Consider the following 18159-nt stretch of genomic DNA (forward strand, 5'->3'; position numbering starts at 1 on the left):
TCTGATGCTCTCCGAAATCCAAATCCTTGAAAAAATCTATGCCGGCTTTATCGGCAAGGCCATTGGCGTGCGCCTGGGGGCGCCCGTGGAGCCGACCATCTGGAGCTATGAGCGCATCCAGAAGACCTATGGCGAGGTGACGCAATATCTGCGCGATTTCAAGAACTTCGCGGCAGATGATGACACCAATGGTCCGGTCTATTTCATCCGCGCGCTGCGCGATTATGGGCTGAACGCGACCGCGGCCGATGTCGGCAAGACCTGGCTCAATTATGCCGCCGAAGAGCATGGCATGTATTGGTGGGGCGGGTTTGGCGTTTCGACCGAGCACACGGCTTATCGGAACCTGCGGGCGGGCATTCCGGCGCCGCAATCTGGCTCGATCACGCAGAATGGCACGACTGTGGCCGAGCAGATCGGCGGGCAGATTTTCATCGATAGTTGGGGCTGGGTGAACCCGGGCAATCCGCAGAAGGCGGCCGATATGTCGGCCATGGCGGCATCGGTGGCGCATGACGGCGACGGGCTCAATGGCGCGCGGTTCTGCGCGGCGGCAATTGCGGCGGCGTTTGAGGCTAGCTCGATTGACGAGATCATCGCCACGGCGATGGAGACGATCGATGCCGGCTCGACCTATGCGCGGGTTTGCCAGGCGGTGATCGACTTCCACAAGGCTAACCCGGATGACTGGCGCGCTTGCCGCGACATGCTGACGGCCGAGTGGGGCTATGACCGCTACCCGGGCGTTTGCCACATCATTCCCAATGCGGGTGTGACCATCATGTCGATCCTTTATGGCAAGGGCGACCTGCCGCGCACGGTCGAGATTGCGACCATGGCGGGCTGGGATACGGACTGTAATGCGGGCAATGCGGGCGCGATTGTCGGCACGTTCGAGGGGTTGCAGCCGGGCTGGGACAAGTATCGCAAGCCGATCAACGATTTCCTGGTGGCGTCGGGCATTGTGGGCTCGATCAACATTGTCGATATCCCGAGCTTTGCGCGGGAATTGACGGTGCTGGCGCTGCAATTGGCGGGGCGTGATGTTCCGGCGCTGTGGCTGGAAGACATGACGCGGCGTGGGGTGCGGTTCGATTTCGATCTGCCGGGGGCGACACATGGTTTCCGCACCGAGGGGTTCAACCAGATCACGCTCAAGGGCGGGACGGAGCGGCATACCGAAGATTCGCGCGGGTCGCTGGAAATCCAGCTCGACCGGTTGGAGCGCGGGCAGGGCGGTCGGGTATTCTGGAAGCCATTCTACCGCCGGGCCGATTTTGACGATGAGCGTTATCGGCCGATGTTCTCGCCGGTGCTGGATGCCGGGCAGACGGTGAGCTTCAAGGTGTGGCTCGATCCGTGGAATGGTGACGGCAATCTGCGGATTGCGCCCTATATCCGCCGGACGATGAGCGGGGCCATCGAGGAGACGGGCGCCTGGCATGTGCCATCGGCCGAGGGCTGGCAGGAGATCAGCTTTGTGGTGCCGGAAGGCGATGAGGCGATCGACGAGGTGGGTATCTCCATCGAATATTTCGGTCGGCTGAAATTCCTGGGGCGGCTGTTCCTGGCTGATTTCCAGATCGGCGGGGCGGGCAAGACGGTGATCGAGCCGGCGCGGGAGGTGCAGGAGCTGGGCTCCATCACGCGCTTCACCTGGAACCGGGGGCACTGGACTAAGTCGGGTGACCGCATTCAGGGGCATACGGCGACGGACGCTGATCTGTGGACCGGGCATTATTATGCGCGGGACCTGAGCGTGACGGCCGATGTGCAGCGCCTGTCGGGCATTTCGCAGCTGGTGACGGCGCGGGTGCAGGGCACGGGGCGGTTCTATGCGGCCGGGTTCGACGGCGATGAGGTCGTGATCCTCAAGGAGGATTTCGGCAGCACCGTGCTGGCGCGGGCGCCGTTCAAGGTCGAGACCGGCAAGAGCTATTCGTTTGAGTTTACGCTCAAGGGTGACCAGCTGAGCTTTGCCGTCGATGGCAAGGCGCTGATCGAGGCGGTGGACGCGAGTTACGCTTATGGCATGACGGGCATTCGGCTCGCGAGCGCGGGGCGGATTGGCGTTGGCCGGATTGAGATCGTCGAGACGGCATAAGCCGCAAGTGAAACAGAGGTTCCCGCTTTCGCGGGAATGACATGGTGGGGGTGGAGCGCGTCGTGCGTTCCCCTCGGAGGAGACCAGAATGTCTGAAATCGAGCTCAAGCGCGTTGGAAAGTCTTATGGGCAAGTTACTGTGCTCAATGATATTTCTCTTGAAATGGGCAATGGCGAATTTGTTGTGCTGGTTGGTCCCTCGGGATGCGGGAAATCGACCTTGCTGCGCATGATTGCCGGGCTTGAGGACATCACCTCCGGACAGATCACCATTGGCGGCAAGGTGGTGAACAATATGCCGGCCAAGGAGCGGGACCTGGCCATGGTGTTCCAGAATTATGCGCTCTATCCGCATATGAAGGTGGCCGACAATATGAGCTTTGCGCTCAAGCTCGCCGGCACGCCAAAAGCTGAAATCAAGAAGCGGGTGGACGAGGCGGCGGAGATTCTGGGGCTGGAAAAGCTGATCGACCGGTTGCCGCGCGAGCTGTCCGGCGGGCAGCGCCAGCGTGTGGCCATGGGGCGGGCGATCGTGCGCAATCCGCGGGCGTTTTTGTTCGATGAGCCGCTATCGAACCTCGATGCCAAGCTGCGGGTGAAGATGCGCGGCGAGATCAAGCGGCTGCATCAGCGACTGGGCAAGACCACGATTTATGTGACACATGATCAGACCGAGGCCATGACCATGGCCGACAAGATCGTGGTGCTGAATGGCGGCAAGATCGAGCAGGCCGGGGCGCCGCTGGAGCTCTACAACAATCCGGTGAACCTGTTCGTGGCGAGCTTTATCGGCTCGCCCGAGATCAATCTGTTCGAGGCGGTTTATCAGGGCGGCACGGATGTGGCGCTGAAGAATGGCACGAAGCTGCCATTGGGGACGGCGCTGGATGTGCCGGTGGGAACGCAGATCGTTTATGGCGTGCGGCCGCAGCATATCACGCTGGCGGATGTTGGCGTGCCGGCCAATGTGGTGGTGGTGGAGCCGACTGGTGACGCGCAGGAAGTGCTGGCGCGGATTGGGGATGAGGATATTTCCATCGTGGTGCGGGATCATGGGCTGTTGAGCCCGGATGAGAAAATCCACCTCCATATTGATCCGCCGCGGCTGTTGATTTTTGACAAGAACAGCGGATTGCGGCTGCGCTGATGCACGGTCCGGCCAAAACATTCGATCCCGCGGCCATCGGGCCTCTCGACGGCATCCGCGTGCTTGATCTTTCACGCCTGATGGCGGGCAATATGCTGAGCCTGCAACTGGCGGATTTTGGGGCGGATGTCATCAAGATCGAGGGGCATGATGGCGATCCCCTGCGGGACTGGAAGGATGACGGGCATTCCCTGTTCTGGAAGACCTATGGGCGCAACAAGCGCTCGGTGGCGCTGAATTTGAGGCATGGGCCGGCCATGGCGGCGCTGTGGGCGCTGGTCGACGGGGCCGATGTGTTCATCGAGAATTATCGGCCGGGCACGCTTGAGGCGATGGGGCTGGCACCGGAGGCGCTGCTTGAACGCAATCCCGATCTGATCATTGCGCGGATTTCGGGCTTTGGGCAGACCGGGCCTTATGCCCAATTGCCGGGCTTTGGTACGATTGTCGAGGCGATGAGCGGGTTTGCGGATCGGACGGGATTTCCCGATCGGGAACCGGTGCTGCCACCGCTGGCGCTGGCCGATATGATTGCCGGGATTTATGGCGCGTCGGCCACGACCATGGCGCTTTATGCGCGGCAACAGGGGCGGGCGCGGGGCCAGGTGATCGATCTGTCGCTGCTGGAGCCGATGTTTTCGGTGTTGGGGCCGGAGGCGGCCATTCATGCGGTGACCGGCAAGATCAAGCAGCGGGTGGGGAGTGCGTCCAACACGGCCTCGCCGCGCAATGTTTATCGCTGTGCCGACGGGAAATATCTGGCGCTGTCGGGCTCGACGCCGGCGGTAGCGCGGCGGATTTTCGAGATTATCGGGCGCGGGGACATGAATGACGATCCGCGCTTTGCCAGTAATTCGGACCGGGTGAAGAACCGCGCGCTGGTGGACGAAGCGATTGGCGGATGGTTTGCTGGGCGGAACAGCGCCGAGGCGCTTGATATCATGCGCAAATCGGGGGCGACCGTGGGGCCGATCTTCAATATTGCCGATGCGATGGCGGACCCGCATTTCGATGAGCGCGAAATCATCGTTGATGTCGAGGATGCCGAATTCGGCACGCTGCCGATGCATAATGTCGTGCCGCGCATGTCGGGCACGCCGGGCATTTGGCGGCGACCGGCGCCGGGGCTGGGCGAGCATACGCGCGAGGTTTTGGGCGAGGCTGGGCTCGATGAAGGGCAGATCGCGGCGGCGATGGAGACGGGGGCATGATCCGCTCGCTGCTCTATGTGCCGGCGAGTTCGGAGCGGTTCATCGCCAAGGCGCATGAGCGCGGGGCTGATGCGGTTATTCTGGACCTCGAGGACGCGGTGGTGGCGGCTGACAAGGCTGCTGCGCGGACGCAGCTGGCTGAGGCGGTGCCGTCAGTGGGGCGCAAAGGGGCCAAGGTGTTCGTACGGATCAATGCCGATCCGGCGCTGATGCTGGGAGACGCGGAGGCGGCGTGCCGGGCGGGGGCGTTTGGGCTGTATGTGCCCAAGGTGGAGCACGCGGAGACGCTGCGCGAACTGGCGGCGCATTTGCATCCGCTGGAAGTAGCGCTGCGGCGGGAGGAGATGGTTTTTGTGCCGTTGATCGAGAGCCCGGCGGCGGTGCTGGATGCGCGGGCGATTGCGCGGGGACCACGGGTGATGGCGCTGAGTACGGGCGGGGAAGATTTGGCGTTTTTGCTGGGGGCTCAGCCCGTGCCGGAAGTGCTGAAATTTCCCAAGCTGATGGTGCATTACGCGGCCAAGGCCGAGGGGCGGCTGTCATTTGGGCTGCTGCGATCGACGGCGGATTATGCTGACACCGAGGCTTTGGCAGAGGCGGCGCGCGAGGCGCGGATGCATGGGTTTGATGGGGCGAGCTGTGTGCATCCGTCGGTGGTGGCGGCGCTCAATGCGGCATTTGCGCCGAGTGCGGATGAGCTGGATTGGGCGCGACGGGTAATTGCGGCCGCGGCGCGCAATGAGGGCGCGTTTGTGGTGGATGGAAAGATGGTGGATGCGCCGGTGATTGCGCGGGCGCGGGGGATTTTGGGGGGGTAGCGCCCGATCCAACTGTCCTCGTTGTCACAGAACCACCCCTATCGTCATTGCCCGGCTTGTCCGGGCAATCCATTTTCGTCGCGCTCGCTGAGGGATGGATCACCCGGACGAGCCGGGTGATAACGATGAATGGAGGCAGTTGCGTCAGCGGCGAAGTCCATCAACGGCAGCGCCGGGGCACGACCTCGTGGTTCGACGGGCTCACCATGAGGTCTACTCAAGCATTGCCTCCCAGTAGACCTCATCCTGAGCTTGTCGAAGGACGAGGTCGTGGCTGGTCGGCCTAGTGGCTGTCCTTCAGGCGCTTCTCGCCGGCTTCGATGCGGAACGGCAGCACGTTTTCCGGTGGGGGGAGCGGGCAGACGGCGTGTTCGGTGAAGGCGCAGGGTGGGTTGATGGCTTTGTTGAAGTCCAGCACGATGGTTTTGTCGGTGACCTCTTCGCCATAGAGGAAGCGCGAGGCGGGGTAGGTGGAATCCTTCGACGTTGGGTCGCGCAGCACGAATTGCGGCGATTGCGGCGTGCCGTGGGTGGCGATCAGCTCGTAGGTCTGGCCGTCATGGGTGAAGACGGCCTTGTGGGTGGCTTCGATATCGGTGGGGATGGATTTGGTCGTGTCCACCGTCATACCCTTGGGGATGGCGAAGGGCACCCAATCGGCCACGATGCGCCATTCGGGCTGGGCGGGGAAATAATCGATGCCGGGGAAGCGGGCGGGCTCGGGCGAGGTGGTGTCGCGGATGCGCAGGGCGTTTTCGCCATTGAGCGTGGTGATTTCGAGCAGCAGGGAGCCAGCGGTGAAGCGCGGCGGATGGTGCTTGTCGAGTTTGATGGTTTGCGGGGCACCGCCATCGGCAGGGGTATAGGTGACCTTGCCGTCAGGAGCTTGCGTGATCGCGCCGACATGGGCGGGGCCGGCCGAGAGGACGATGTCGTTATCCGCGGCGGTGCCGACGGTGACGGTGCCTTCGGCCAGCCAGAAGCGGCCGATAATGTTGAGCCAGCCATCGGAAGCGGTGAGATTGGCGAGGCGCTTGGCCTTCCAGGCGTCGAGGGCGGCGAGATAATCGGACATGGCAAAAAATTCCTTCAGGCGGGCATGCGCGGCACGCTGCTGAGCAGCCGCTGCGTATATGGGTGTTGCGGATTGGCAAGAATAGAGGCGGTGGCGCCGGCTTCGACGATCCGGCCTTTTTCGAGAATGACGATTCTTTCACAGAGGGCGGCGACGACGCCCAGATCGTGCGAGACGAAGACCAGCGTCATCTGCTCGCTGAGGCTTTTGAGCAGGTCGACGATGCGGATGCGGGTGGACAGATCAAGCGCGCTGACGGCTTCGTCGGCCAGCAGCAGGCTGGGCCCGGCGACGATGGCGCGCGCAATGGCGATGCGCTGGCGCTGGCCGCCGGAGAATTCGTGCGGGTAACGGCTCAGGATAGTGCGTTCGAGGCCGACCGAGGCGAGGGCATCTGACACCAGCTGGCGGTGATCGCCGGGAATGCGGAGGGCGCGCAGGGGCTCGGAGACGATGGAGAGCACGGTCTGGCGCGGGTCGAGGGAGGAATAGGGGTCTTGAAAGACCACCTGCACCTGGCGGCGATAGTCGCGCATGAAGCGGGCGCTGCGCGGATCGAGCGGGGTGTCGTTGAAGGTGATGCTGCCGGTTGAGGGGCGGGTCAGGCCGAGCAACAGGCGGAGCAGGGTGGTTTTGCCGGAGCCGGATTCCCCGACCAGGCCAATGCTGTCGCCGGGCTCGATGGTGAGGGAGACGCCGTCGAGCACGCGTTTGCTGGCATTGTAGCCGAAGGTGACGCCCTGGACGCTGAGGAGGCTCATGGCTGGGCTCCCAAAGCGGCGTCGAAGGCGTGGGCGGCGGCGACCAGGGTGGCGGTGTAATCGTGTTGCGGGCGGACGAAAATTTCGGCCACGGGGCCGGTTTCGACGATGACACCGCGGCGCAGCACGGCGACGCGGTCGACAATGCCGGCCACCACGGGGAGATCGTGGCTGATGAACAGCAGGGCCATGTTGCGCTGGCGCACCAGACCATCGAGCAGCCGCAGGATTTCGGCCTGAGTGGTGACATCGAGCGCGGTGGTGGGCTCGTCGGCAATCAGCAGATCGGGGCGGCAGGCGAGGGCCATGGCGATGGCGACGCGCTGGCGCTGGCCGCCGGAGATTTCGTGCGGATAGGCGTGAGCGATGTGCTGGGGATCGGGCAGGGCAACATCGGCCATGAGGTCGAGAATGGCTTTATCGAGGGCGGCGCCGGAGAGCGAATTGCCGTCGCGAGCGGCGCGGCGTTGCAGGGGCTCGGCGATCTGGCGGCCGATGCGCATGAGTGGGTCGAGGGCGGTCAGCGGCTCCTGAAAGACCACGGCGACGGCGGTGCCGCGCAGGTGATTGAGCTGGTGGTCGGGGGTGCCGATGATCTGCTGGCCGGCGAGGGTGATGGAGCCACTGGCTTTGATGCTGGGAGGCAGTAGGCCCGTGGCGGCCATGGCGGTGAGGGATTTGCCGGAGCCGGATTCGCCAATCAGGCCCAGCCGTTCGCCGGGGGCGATGATCAGGTTGAGGTTGTCGACCAGCGTGGTGGCGCTGGTTTTGAGGGTGAGGCCGGTGATGGCGAGAAGAGCGGTCATCGGGCGCGCCTTGTGGGGTCGATGCTGTCGCGCAGGCCATCCGCGAGGAGGTTGATGCCGATGACCAGGGAAACCAGCGCAATGCCGGGGGCGATGGCGCCGATGGGGGCGGTGTAGACAGTGCCCTGGGCTTCCTGCAGCAGGCGGCCCCAGGAGGCATTGGGCGGTGGCGCGCCGAGGCCGAGATAGGAGAGAGATGCTTCAGCGATGACGGCGAGGCCGAATTGTAGGGCGAAATTGACCGATAGGGTCGGCCAGATATTGGGCAGGATATGGCCGAAGACGATAGCGGGCCAGGAGGAGCCGGAGGTGCGGGCGGCGGTGATGTAATCCATCAGCAGGACGCGTTTGGCGAGAATGCGGGTCAGGCGGGCGACGATGGCCGAGAGCGCGATGCCGATGGCGATGATGGCGGAGGCCAGGTTCGCCGTGTCGCTGGCGGCGACCACCAGCATGGCGATCAGCAGGGTCGGGAAGGCGATGAGGATATCGAGCGTGGCGGCGAGGGCGTCGTCGAGCAGTTTGCTGGCGAAGGCGGCGAGAATGCCCAGAGTGACGCCGATGAGCACGCCGATGGCGACCGCGCCGGTGCCCACGATCAGGGCGATGCGCGAGCCGATCATGATCTGGGTGAGGAAATCGCGGCCGAGCCGGTCGGTGCCGGCCCAGTGCAGCCATGACGGGGCTTCGAGGCGCCCGCCGCTCATGCCGGTGGGGTCGTAGGGCGTCCAGACGAGGGTGAGCAGGCCGATGGCGATGTGGATGCCCACGAGCGCCAGGCCCGCCCAGAGGGTGAGTGAGCCATAGCTGCGGCGCTTGGGGGTGACGATGTCCAGCGTGGTCATGGCGTGCCGGCTCCACGGTCGCGCAGGCGCGGGTCGATGAAGCGCTGCAACAGGTCGGCGGCAAAGCCGATCAGCAGGACGAGGAGAGTGGAGATGAAGAGCACGCCCTGCACGTTGGGATAGTCGCGTTGCTGGATGGCGAGGAGGAGCATGGAGCCCAGGCCCGGCAAGCTGAAGACGCGTTCGATGACGACGGCGCCGAGGAATGTGCTGGCGAGTTCGATGCCCAGAATGGAGATGACCGGGACGGCGCCGTTGCGCAGGCCGTGGCGGATCAGGGCCTCGGGGAAGGACGAGCCGAGGGCGCGGGCGGTGCGCAAATAGTCGCTGCCGAGCACGTCGAGCGTGGCAGCACGGACATAGCGCAGGACCGAGGCGGCCATGACGAGGGCAATGGTGAGGACGGGCAGGATCATGGCGGTGGCGGCTTCGCCGAAATTGGTCCAGCCGCGCAGGGGGAAGCCGCCCGAGGGCAATAGGCGCAGATTGATGGCGAAGAGCGTCACCAGGAGGATGCCGACCCAGAAGACGGGGATGGCGACGCCGAGCTGGGAGACCACCGAAATCAGGCCGCCATACCAGCGATCGGAGCGGACGGCGGCGATGATGCCGAGGGGGATGGCGAGGGCCAAAGCGAGCAGGAAGCCGAGAAAGGTCAGCGGCAGGGTGACCGACATGCGGTTGCCGATTTCGCCGATGACGGAGGCGCGGCTGACGAAGGAGGTGCCGAGGTCAAAGCGGGCGAGATTGCCGATGAAGGAGATGAATTGGCTGTAAAGCGGCTGATCGGAGCCGACCTGGCTGCGGGCGGCGGCGATCTGGGCCTCGGTAGCGCCGACGCCGAGCAGGGCATTGGCTGGATCACCCGGCAGCAGGCGCAGCAGGACGAACAGCACGATTGCCGCGATCAGCAGGGACGCGATGAGAATGACCGAGCGGCGCAGTGTGTAAGCGAGAATGGGGATGGCCTCCGAGTCAGTTGGGGCAGGGTAGCGCATTGGGGGAAGGTGGGCCACACGCGTTCGTGGCGTTGACACATACCTGCTGCCAAGCCGATGCCCTGAAGCATCACCGCCCACCGCGTCTCCCTCGGGCCCGACCCGAGGGTCCTTCGTCGCTTGTGCCGAGTTGGGAATGGCCCTCGGGTCAAGCCCGAGGGAGACGCGGTGGTTTTTGCGTATTCAGCCGCTTAGTTCGCCTTCTTGATCCCATAGGCGAAGAACTGCGAGTTCAGTCCATTGATCGGATAGCCGGTGACATTGGCGGCGGAAACCACGATCTGCGGATAGAGGTAGAGCCAGTTGCTGGCAGCATCCTCGGCAATGATCTTGTTGGCTTCGGTGAGCTTGGCGGTCTGCTCGTCGATGGAGCTGGCGGCTTCGGAATCGGCGATCAGCTTGACCACTTCGGGGTTGTTGTAGCCCCAGTAGAAGTCGGGATTGCCGTAGAAGACGATGTCGCGGTGGTTGACGTGCTCTTGCAGCGTCGCCTCGAAATTGTGCTCCTGGTAGATCTTTGTGTACCACTCATTGGCGGTGATGATGTTGATGTTCACCGTGACGCCAACCTTGGCCAATTCGGTCTGCAGGAACTGGGCGACCAGCGGGTGCGGATCGTAATCGGGGGTGTCGAGGGTGAAGGTGAAGCCATCGGGATAGCCGGCTTCGGCCAGCAGAGCCTTGGCACTGTCGGGGTCATAGGCATCGACGCCCGTGAGATCGACATACCAGGGATCGGTGGGGGGCACGAAGGAGCCGATCAGCGTGCCGTAATCACCCCAGATCGAGTTGAGCAGCTTGGCCTTGTCAACGGCGCGGGCGAGGGCCTTGCGCACCTTGACGTTGTCGAAGGGGGCGACGCGGTCGTTATAGGCGAGCAGTTCCTTGGTGGTGGAGGCGCCTTCGGTGACGGTGTAGGCCGGGTTGCCGGCGAATTGGGCCAGCGAATCCGGGCTCTGCACCGAGGTGATGACGTCGACGGCATTGGTCAGTAGCGCATTGTTGAGCGCGGTGGCGTCGGTGAAATAGGTGTAGATCGCCTCGCCATTGCTGGGAGCCGTGCCCCAATAGCCGTCGAAACGGGCCAGCGCGAGGGCCGAACCGCGGCGCCACTCTTCGAGCGTATAGGGGCCGGTGCCGTCTTCGGTGGCGGTGATGTCTGCGGCTTTGTCGTTGACGATCCAGACATAGCTCAGATTGTAGGGCAGGGAGATCGAGCGAGCCGAGAGGGTGATCACCACGGTCTTGTCGTCGGGGGTGTCGATGGCGGTGATGGTCGAGAGGCTCTTCTTGCGTGAACTTTTCGAGGTTTCGGCGGTGACGCGCTCGATGGAGTATTTCACATCGGCAGCGGTGAGCGGATCGCCCGAATGGAAGGTGACGCCGTCCTTGAGGGTGAAGGTATAGGTCAAGCCATCGTCGCTGACGGTATAATCGGCGGCCAGGGCCGGCTCGACGCTACCGGCATCGGTGAGCTGGAACAGGGCTTCGTAGACATTGCCGTTGAAGGCTTCGTTGATGCCCTGGCCGGCGCCGGCCGTGTTGTCGAGGTTCTGCGGTTCGTAGAGCGAGCCGATGCGGATGGTGGCATTGGCATCGAAATCCTGGGCGAAAGCCGCCGGGGCAAAGGCAACGCTGGCGAGCAGGGTAGCGACCAGCAGAGTGCGGCGCGAAATAGGGGACATGGCTGGAAAGCTCCTTATGTGTCGGCCTGCCCTTGGGGTCAGCGCCATCTGGTAAAAGACATATCGCTTGGGGCCAGAAAACTCTATGAGATCAGTAGTCTATCCATGCTTGCTGCGCATTTGGATCGAAATGCCTTTCGGATAGCGGCCGCATTTCGGGAAAGCTATTCCAACACCGCGCCATTGGCGATGTAAACCGCTTCACTTGTCCTAGCGCCGTACGCCCAGCCGCGTCATCTTTTCGCTCAGCGTCCGGCGGGGGACGCCCAGCGCGTCGGCGGTGTCGGCGATGGAATTGTCGTGCTTGCGCAGTTCGGCCTCGATGATGCTGCGCTCATATTGCGCCAACCGATCGGCGAGGTTGAGGCTCTCGTCCGGTGTGCCGGGCTTGATGCCGATGGCGCTCTGGATGGAATAATTGGCGCTGGAGAGGCCGAGGGCAAATTTATCGGCCACGGTTTTCAGTTCCCGCACATTGCCCGGCCAGGCATAGCGCGACAGGGCCTCGATATCGGCGGGGTGGAGCGGCTGGGAGGGGCGGTTGAAGCGCTTCTGCGCCAACTCGAGGAAATAGTGGAACAGCAGCAAGGCATCTTCGCCGCGCTGGCGCAGCGGGGGGACGGCGATACTTGCGGTATTGAGGCGATAATGCAGATCGGCGCGGAAGCGGCCGGCTTCGGCTTCGTCGAGCAGATCGACCTTGGTGGCGGCGATGATGCGCAGATCGAGCGGGATCTGGCGGTTGGAGCCGACGCGTTCGACTGTGCGCTCCTGAATGACGCGCAGCACCTTGGCCTGGGCGAGCAGGGGCATGGATTCGATTTCGTCGAGCAATAGCGTGCCGCCATTGGCGAATTCGAACTTGCCGATGCGCGGGCCGGCGCTGCCGGTGAAGGCGCCGGCTTCGTGGCCGAACAATTCGCTTTCGATCAGCTCGGCGGGGATGGCGGCGCAATTGACGGCGACGAAGGGGGCGGCCGAGCGCGGAGAGAAATCGTGGAGGGCGCGGGCGACGACTTCCTTGCCGGTGCCGGTTTCGCCCAGAATGATGACGTCGGTGTCGATGGCGGCGACGTCGAGAATGAGCTGGCGCAAATCTTCCATCACGGGGGAGGAGCCGATGAAGCGATTGGACAATTCGGCTGCGCCACCATCGAGCCGGCGGCGCAGATTGACCAATTCACGGCGGACGCGGGCCTGTTCGGCGGCGCGCTCGATGACGCTGACGAGCTGTTCGGGCTCATAGGGCTTTTGCAGGAAATCATAGGCGCCGTCGCGGATCGCTTTGACGGCCATGGGCACGTCGCCATGGGCGGTGATCAGGATGACCGAGGTGGTGGGGTCCTTGTCGCGGATCTGGGCGAGCAGGTCGAGGCCCGAAACCGAGGGCATGCGCACGTCGGATATGACCACTTCGGGCTGGGCGTCGCCCAGGCGCGTCATGGCTTCGCGGGCGCTGCCGACAGTGGTAACGGCAAAGCCCGACAGATTGAGCCATTGATCGAGCGCGTTGCGGACAATGCCCTCGTCCTCGACGATCATCACCGATGTTTTGCTTGTCATGCGAAGTCTCTGATTTGGGGCGTGGTGATCTCAGCGAGGGGCAGGGTGATGGTGAAGGTCGCGCCCTCGCCTTGGCGGCTTTCAACCTCAAGCCGGCCGCCCATTTCGCGGATCAGGCCATAGGAAATGGAGAGGCCGAGGCCAAGGCCCCGGCCGGGTTCCTTGGTGGTGACGAAGGGGTCGAACAGGGTGTCGATGATGGCCGGATCGATGCCGGTGCCGTTGTCGGCAACGCTGATGACGGCGTTCTGGCCCATATCGCGCGCGGTGATCTTTATCGTGGCGTCTTCGAGCCCCGCCATGGCGTCGGCGGCATTGGAGATAAGATTGACCAGGACCTGCTCGATATGAACCGGGTTGCCGGTGACGATGAGGGCATGCGGCGGCGCGTCGAGGGTGATGGTGAGGCTGGGGTCTTCGCGGAAATGGTTGGCCAGCTCGATGGCATTGTGGGCGATGTGGACGACATCGCTCTGGATCGAGATTTCGGTTTCCTTGCGCGCGAAGGTCTTGAGGTGCCCGGTCAGCGCCACTAGCCGGCCGATCACGCCTTCCATGCTGCCGAACAGATCCGCAAGCTCGGGAACTTTCCCGCGCGCCAAGAGCTTGGCGCTGGCGGTCTGGGTGCGCAGGGCGGCGATGGGCTGACTGACTTCGTGGGCGACACCGGCCAGAGCCTGGCCGAGGGTGGCGAGCTTGGCGGCCTGCACCAGGCCTTGCTGGGCGGCCTGGCGGGCTTTTTCGGCTTCCTGACGTTCGACGATTTCGCCGGCGAGCCGGCTATTGGCTTCCTGCAATTCGCTGGTGCGCAGCAGCACACGCTGCTCGAGCTGGTCGTGATCCTCGAGGCGGGCGCGGATCAGGCGCTGGCGCTGCATGAACAACATGGCCGCCAGCAGGATGGCGCCGACCGCAACGCCGACAAAGAATGTCGCGGTCCAGGCCCAGTTGGAAATCGGCCCCAGCGGCACGAAGGACAGCAGGCGCCAGCCATGCAAAGGCATGCGCAGCCGATCGACCAGGAACTCGCCATTGATCTCGCTATCGCCGCTGCGCAGCACGGCCAGTTCGGTGCCGCGCCAAGGCTCGATCGATTGCACGATCCCCTGGCCATTGATGGCGACGCCGAGATAGCGCTGGTCGCGCGCCAGGGTTTCGAGGCCGGTAGGGTGGGTGTCGACCAGCGTGCGATAGCGCCAATCGGGGCGGGTGGAGAGAATGCCGACATCATTGCTGTCGAAAATGCCGATCAGCTCGCCCGAGCGCCACCACACGGCTTCGATCTCGCCCAGATTGATCTTGACCACGGCGACGCCCAGCGGACCATCGGGACCGTCAATGCGGTTGGCGATGAAATAGCCCGGCACGCCCGTGGTGATGCCGACGGCGTAGTATTTGGCGGCGCCGTCGAACATGGCCTCCTGGAAATAGGGGCGTTCGGCATAATGGCGGCCCACCATGGATTGGTGCGTCCACCAATTGCTGGCGGCGATGGAGCGGCCGTTCACATCGACGATGAACAGTTCCTCGGCTGCGGCGGTGCCGCCCATATTCGACAAAAAGCCATTGGCGCGGGCGCGCAGCGCGTCGTCTTCGGGGTGCGCCAGCACGTCGCGGATTTCCGAGGCCTGGGCGAGCGTCGTGGGCAAAAAGTGATAGCGCTCTATATTGGCTTCGAGCATGCGATCGAAAATCTGCAGGCGCCGCTCGCTGGTATCGTGGGCCGCGGCGATGCCGCTTTGCAGCGCGATTTCATAGGCGACCAGGCACGAGGCCAGCAGCACAACGGCGCAGCCGACCGCGATCAACAGGCGCTGATAGGGCGACAAAGGCAGTGTCCGGCCAGCCATCGTGCAGATCCTCCACGATTGGTCCTATGCCATTGGCGGATTTTTGCCAAGTCGGCATCATCTGCTGGCAAGAAATTGCCTGAAATGCTTCATGCTACTGCGTTGCTGCATTGGTGATATGCTTGCAATGCAAGGGTTTGAACGATCTGGCACGGAAGCTGCTTAGGGAGGGATGCGCGAGGAGCGCTGATCTTTCGGGAGGAACCAAAATGAACAAGACAATGCTGTCCCTTGCCGCCGGCCTGATGCTGACGGGCGCGAGCCTGACGGGCACCGCCATGGCGCAGGACTACCCCACCAAGCCGATCACCGTCGTGGTGCCGTTCTCCGCCGGCGGTCCGACCGATACCGTCGCCCGCCTCGTTGCCGAAGTGATGAGCAATGATCTGGGCCAGCAGGTGGTGATCCAGAATGTGGGCGGCGCCGGTGGCACGCTCGGCGCCGGCCAGGTGGCGGTTGCCCCCAATGACGGCTACACGCTGCTGCTGCACCATATCGGCATGTCCACCGCGCCGAGCCTCTATCGCAGCCTGCCTTATGACCCGGTCACCGACTTTGCCCCGATCGGGCTGATCACCGCCGTGCCCATGACGCTGGTGGCCCGCAAGGATTTCGAGCCGAACACGCTGGCCGAGCTGACTGCCTATATCAAGGCCAATGGCGAGAACGTCACCTATGCCAATGCCGGCATCGGTTCGGCCAGCCAGCTCTGCGGCATGCTGCTGATGGATGCGCTCGATACCCAGATGACCACCGTGCCCTATCAGGGCGCCGGCCCGGCCATGACCGACATTATCGGCGGCCAGATCGACATGATCTGCGACCAGACCACCAATACGACCAGCCAGATCCAGGCCGGCGAGGTCAAGGCCTATGGCGTGACCACGCTGACCCGCCTGCAGAACCTGCCTGATCTGCCCACGCTCAAGGAAGGCGGCCTCGATATCGAGATCGGCGTGTGGCACGGGCTCTATGCCCCCGCCGGCACCGACGCGGCCATCATCGCCAAGCTTGAAGCCTCGCTGCAGAAGGCGCTGACCAATGAGACCGTGGTGAGCCGCTTTGCCGAACTGGGCACCGTGCCGGTGACCGCCGAAGAGGCCACTCCGGCCGCACTGACGCAGATGCTGGCCAGCCAGATCGAGCTGTGGCGCGCAGTCATCGAAGCTGCGGGCGTTTACGCCGACTAAACCGAGTGCGCGCCTCCGCGTCCTTCGGGCCGCGGAGGCGACAAAGAACAGGGGAGGAGGCAGCTATGGTTTCCAATTTTTCGACCAAGGACCTCGTGTCGGGCGGCATCTTTGTCGCGGCGGGCGCCTATTTCGCCATCGAGGCGCTCAATTACGAGACCGGCACGGCGTTTCGCATGGGGCCCGGTTTCATGCCGCTGCTGCTGGGCAGCGTGCTGGTGGCGCTGGGGCTCGGCGTTGCCGCCAGCGGCTGGAAAAAGCCCGATGCGGAAAAGCCATTGGCGCCAACTTGGCGGGGCATGGCGCTGATCATCGGCGTCATCGTGTTTTTCGGGCTGACCATTCGCGGGCTGGGCTTCGTGCCGGTGGTGCTGATCGGCTCGTTTGGCGCTGCCATGGCCAGCCGGCTCAATTCGCCGCTGTTTTCCATCATCCTGGCGGTGGCGCTGACGGTGATGTGCACGCTGATCTTCGTCGTCGGCCTCGGCATGAGCGTGCCGATGTTCGGACCCTGGCTCGGGCAGTAGGAACCCATCATGGACATTATTGCTTCACTTGGGCTCGGCTTTTCGGTCGCCCTCGACCCCATCAACATCTTCTACTGCTTCATCGGCGTGCTGCTGGGCACCCTGGTCGGCGTCTTGCCCGGCATCGGGCCGACGGCAACCATCGCCATGCTGCTGCCCATCACCTTTTCGCTGTCGCCTGCGACGGCGCTGATCATGCTGGCAGGCATCTATTACGGTGCGCAATATGGCGGCTCAACCACCGCAATCCTGATCAACCTGCCGGGTGAAAGCTCGTCGGCGGTCACCGCCATCGACGGCTACCAAATGGCCAAGCAGGGCCGGGCGGGCCCGGCTTTGGCGACCGCAGCGCTGGGCTCGTTCTTTGCCGGCACGGTTGGCACGTTGCTGCTCGCTTTCTTCGCGCCGCCCCTTGCGCGAGCTGCGCTCAATTTTGGGGCGCCGGAATATTTCGCCCTGATCGTGCTGGGTCTGCTGGTCTCCATCGCGCTGGCGCACGGCTCCATCCTCAAGGCGCTGGCGATGATCGTGCTGGGCCTGCTGCTGGGCATGGTGGGGCAGGACATCTATACCGGCCAACCGCGTTTCACCCTGGGCATTCGCGAACTCTATTCGGGGCTCAATTTCGTTTCGCTCGCCGTGGGCGTGTTCGGCGTCGCCGAAATCCTGCGCAATCTCGAAAACGAGAAGGGCCGCGACGTGATGGTCAAGGCCGTCAAGAACCTGTGGCTCAGCAAGGACGACTTCAAGCGCATTGCGGCGCCGGTCGTGCGCGGCACGGCCCTGGGTTCGGTGCTCGGCATCTTGCCGGGTGGTGGGCATATCCTTGCTTCGTTCGCCTCCTATTCGGCGGAAAAACGTCTCTCCAAGACGCCCGAGGAATTCGGACATGGCGCCATCGAAGGCGTGGCTGGTCCGGAATCGGCCAATAATGCCGCCGCGCAGACCTCGTTCATTCCGCTGATGACGCTGGGCATTCCGGCGCACCCGGTGATGGCGTTGATGGTGGGGGCGTTTATCCTGCAGGGCATCACGCCCGGCCCCAATGTCATCAACGACCAGCCGGCTTTGTTCTGGGGCATCATCGCCTCGATGTGGATCGGCAATGTGTTGCTGGTGCTGCTCAACCTGCCGCTGATCGGGCTGTGGGTGAAGATGCTCTCGATCCCATATCGGGCGCTGTTCCCCGCCATCGTGCTGTTCGCCTGTATCGGGTGTTTCTCGATCAACCAGAACATCTACGACGTGTTCGCCATCGGCTTTTTCGGGGTGGTCGGCTATGTGCTGATCCGCTTCGGCTGCGAGCCGGCGCCGCTGCTGCTCGGCTTCGTGCTGGGACCGCTGCTGGAAGAACATCTGCGCCGCGCCATGATCATTTCGCGCGGCGATCCGATGGTGTTCCTCGAGCGCCCGATTTCGGCAACCTTGCTGGGTCTGGCACTGCTCGCGGTGATCATCGCCGTGCTCCCCTCGATCCGGCGCAAGCGCAAGGAAGTGTTCGTCGAAGACGATTGAGGCGCGGCATCGCGGATTCGCTATTCAACCCGCCGGCCCAGCGCCGGCGGGTTTTATTCGTCCA

15 protein-coding genes are annotated in these 18159 nt (G+C 63.7%); 7 read left to right on the forward strand and 8 right to left on the reverse strand.

Going from position 1 to position 18159, the window contains the following annotated elements:
- Positions 1-4: 4 nt before the first annotated feature.
- The 4 genes from ACI3KW_RS02785 (at position 5) to ACI3KW_RS02800 (ending at position 5280) form a co-directional block, all read left to right on the forward strand.
- Positions 5-2104, forward strand: a complete 2100-nt coding sequence (locus ACI3KW_RS02785) for an ADP-ribosylglycohydrolase family protein (RefSeq protein WP_404846837.1) — start codon at positions 5-7, stop codon at positions 2102-2104.
- A gap of 88 nt (positions 2105-2192) precedes the next feature.
- Positions 2193-3251, forward strand: a complete 1059-nt coding sequence (locus ACI3KW_RS02790; RefSeq protein ID WP_404846838.1) for an ABC transporter ATP-binding protein — start codon at positions 2193-2195, stop codon at positions 3249-3251.
- Positions 3251-4462: a CaiB/BaiF CoA transferase family protein gene (locus tag ACI3KW_RS02795; RefSeq protein ID WP_404846839.1), complete on the forward strand. Its 1212-nt coding sequence runs from the start codon at positions 3251-3253 to the stop codon at positions 4460-4462. The genes ACI3KW_RS02790 and ACI3KW_RS02795 overlap by 1 nt, the downstream gene beginning before the upstream one ends.
- Entirely contained in the window at positions 4459-5280 is an 822-nt protein-coding gene (locus tag ACI3KW_RS02800; protein WP_404846840.1) for an HpcH/HpaI aldolase/citrate lyase family protein, read from the forward strand. The genes ACI3KW_RS02795 and ACI3KW_RS02800 overlap by 4 nt, the downstream gene beginning before the upstream one ends.
- A gap of 283 nt (positions 5281-5563) precedes the next feature.
- On the opposite strand, the gene ACI3KW_RS02805 is transcribed toward ACI3KW_RS02800, so the two are convergent.
- From ACI3KW_RS02805 to ACI3KW_RS02840, 8 genes are all read right to left on the reverse strand, one after another.
- Positions 5564-6355, reverse strand: coding sequence for a DUF1684 domain-containing protein (locus ACI3KW_RS02805; protein WP_404846841.1), 792 nt, complete (start codon positions 6353-6355; stop codon positions 5564-5566).
- 14 nt (positions 6356-6369) lie between these two features.
- Positions 6370-7116 (reverse strand): ABC transporter ATP-binding protein, encoded by a 747-nt coding sequence (locus ACI3KW_RS02810; protein WP_404846842.1) that lies wholly within the window; start codon positions 7114-7116, stop codon positions 6370-6372.
- A complete protein-coding gene (locus ACI3KW_RS02815) occupies positions 7113-7922 on the reverse strand; it encodes an ATP-binding cassette domain-containing protein (RefSeq protein WP_404846843.1) in 810 nt (269 codons plus the stop codon). Before ACI3KW_RS02815 ends, ACI3KW_RS02810 begins: the two co-directional genes overlap by 4 nt.
- Positions 7919-8767 carry an ABC transporter permease gene (locus ACI3KW_RS02820; RefSeq protein WP_404846844.1) on the reverse strand — a complete coding sequence of 283 codons (849 nt, stop codon included), beginning with the start codon at positions 8765-8767 and terminating at the stop codon, positions 7919-7921. The genes ACI3KW_RS02815 and ACI3KW_RS02820 overlap by 4 nt, the downstream gene beginning before the upstream one ends.
- Positions 8764-9765, reverse strand: coding sequence for an ABC transporter permease (locus ACI3KW_RS02825; protein ID WP_404846845.1), 1002 nt, complete (start codon positions 9763-9765; stop codon positions 8764-8766). Before ACI3KW_RS02825 ends, ACI3KW_RS02820 begins: the two co-directional genes overlap by 4 nt.
- A gap of 191 nt (positions 9766-9956) precedes the next feature.
- Positions 9957-11450 (reverse strand): ABC transporter substrate-binding protein, encoded by a 1494-nt coding sequence (locus ACI3KW_RS02830; protein WP_404846846.1) that lies wholly within the window; start codon positions 11448-11450, stop codon positions 9957-9959.
- Between the two features lie 210 nt (positions 11451-11660).
- Complete coding sequence (locus ACI3KW_RS02835; RefSeq protein ID WP_404846847.1) at positions 11661-13013, reverse strand: sigma-54-dependent transcriptional regulator; 1353 nt, start codon at positions 13011-13013, stop codon at positions 11661-11663.
- Entirely contained in the window at positions 13010-14863 is a 1854-nt protein-coding gene (locus ACI3KW_RS02840; protein WP_404846848.1) for an ATP-binding protein, read from the reverse strand. The genes ACI3KW_RS02835 and ACI3KW_RS02840 overlap by 4 nt, the downstream gene beginning before the upstream one ends.
- A 209-nt stretch (positions 14864-15072) precedes the next feature.
- Between ACI3KW_RS02840 and ACI3KW_RS02845 the strand changes: the two genes are divergently transcribed.
- The 3 genes from ACI3KW_RS02845 to ACI3KW_RS02855 all read left to right on the forward strand — a co-directional run bounded on the left by ACI3KW_RS02845 (position 15073) and on the right by ACI3KW_RS02855 (position 18095).
- Positions 15073-16053 carry a tripartite tricarboxylate transporter substrate-binding protein gene (locus tag ACI3KW_RS02845; RefSeq protein ID WP_113120497.1) on the forward strand — a complete coding sequence of 327 codons (981 nt, stop codon included), beginning with the start codon at positions 15073-15075 and terminating at the stop codon, positions 16051-16053.
- Between the two features lie 65 nt (positions 16054-16118).
- Entirely contained in the window at positions 16119-16580 is a 462-nt protein-coding gene (locus ACI3KW_RS02850; protein ID WP_404846849.1) for a tripartite tricarboxylate transporter TctB family protein, read from the forward strand.
- 9 nt (positions 16581-16589) lie between these two features.
- The gene (locus ACI3KW_RS02855; protein ID WP_113120495.1) at positions 16590-18095 is read left to right on the forward strand and encodes a tripartite tricarboxylate transporter permease; all 1506 of its coding nucleotides are present in this window, start codon (positions 16590-16592) and stop codon (positions 18093-18095) included.
- Positions 18096-18159 lie beyond the last annotated feature (64 nt).

Origin of the sequence: Devosia sp. ZW T5_3 (assembly GCF_044987315.1) — a bacterium.
Lineage (GTDB): Bacteria > Pseudomonadota > Alphaproteobacteria > Rhizobiales > Devosiaceae > Devosia.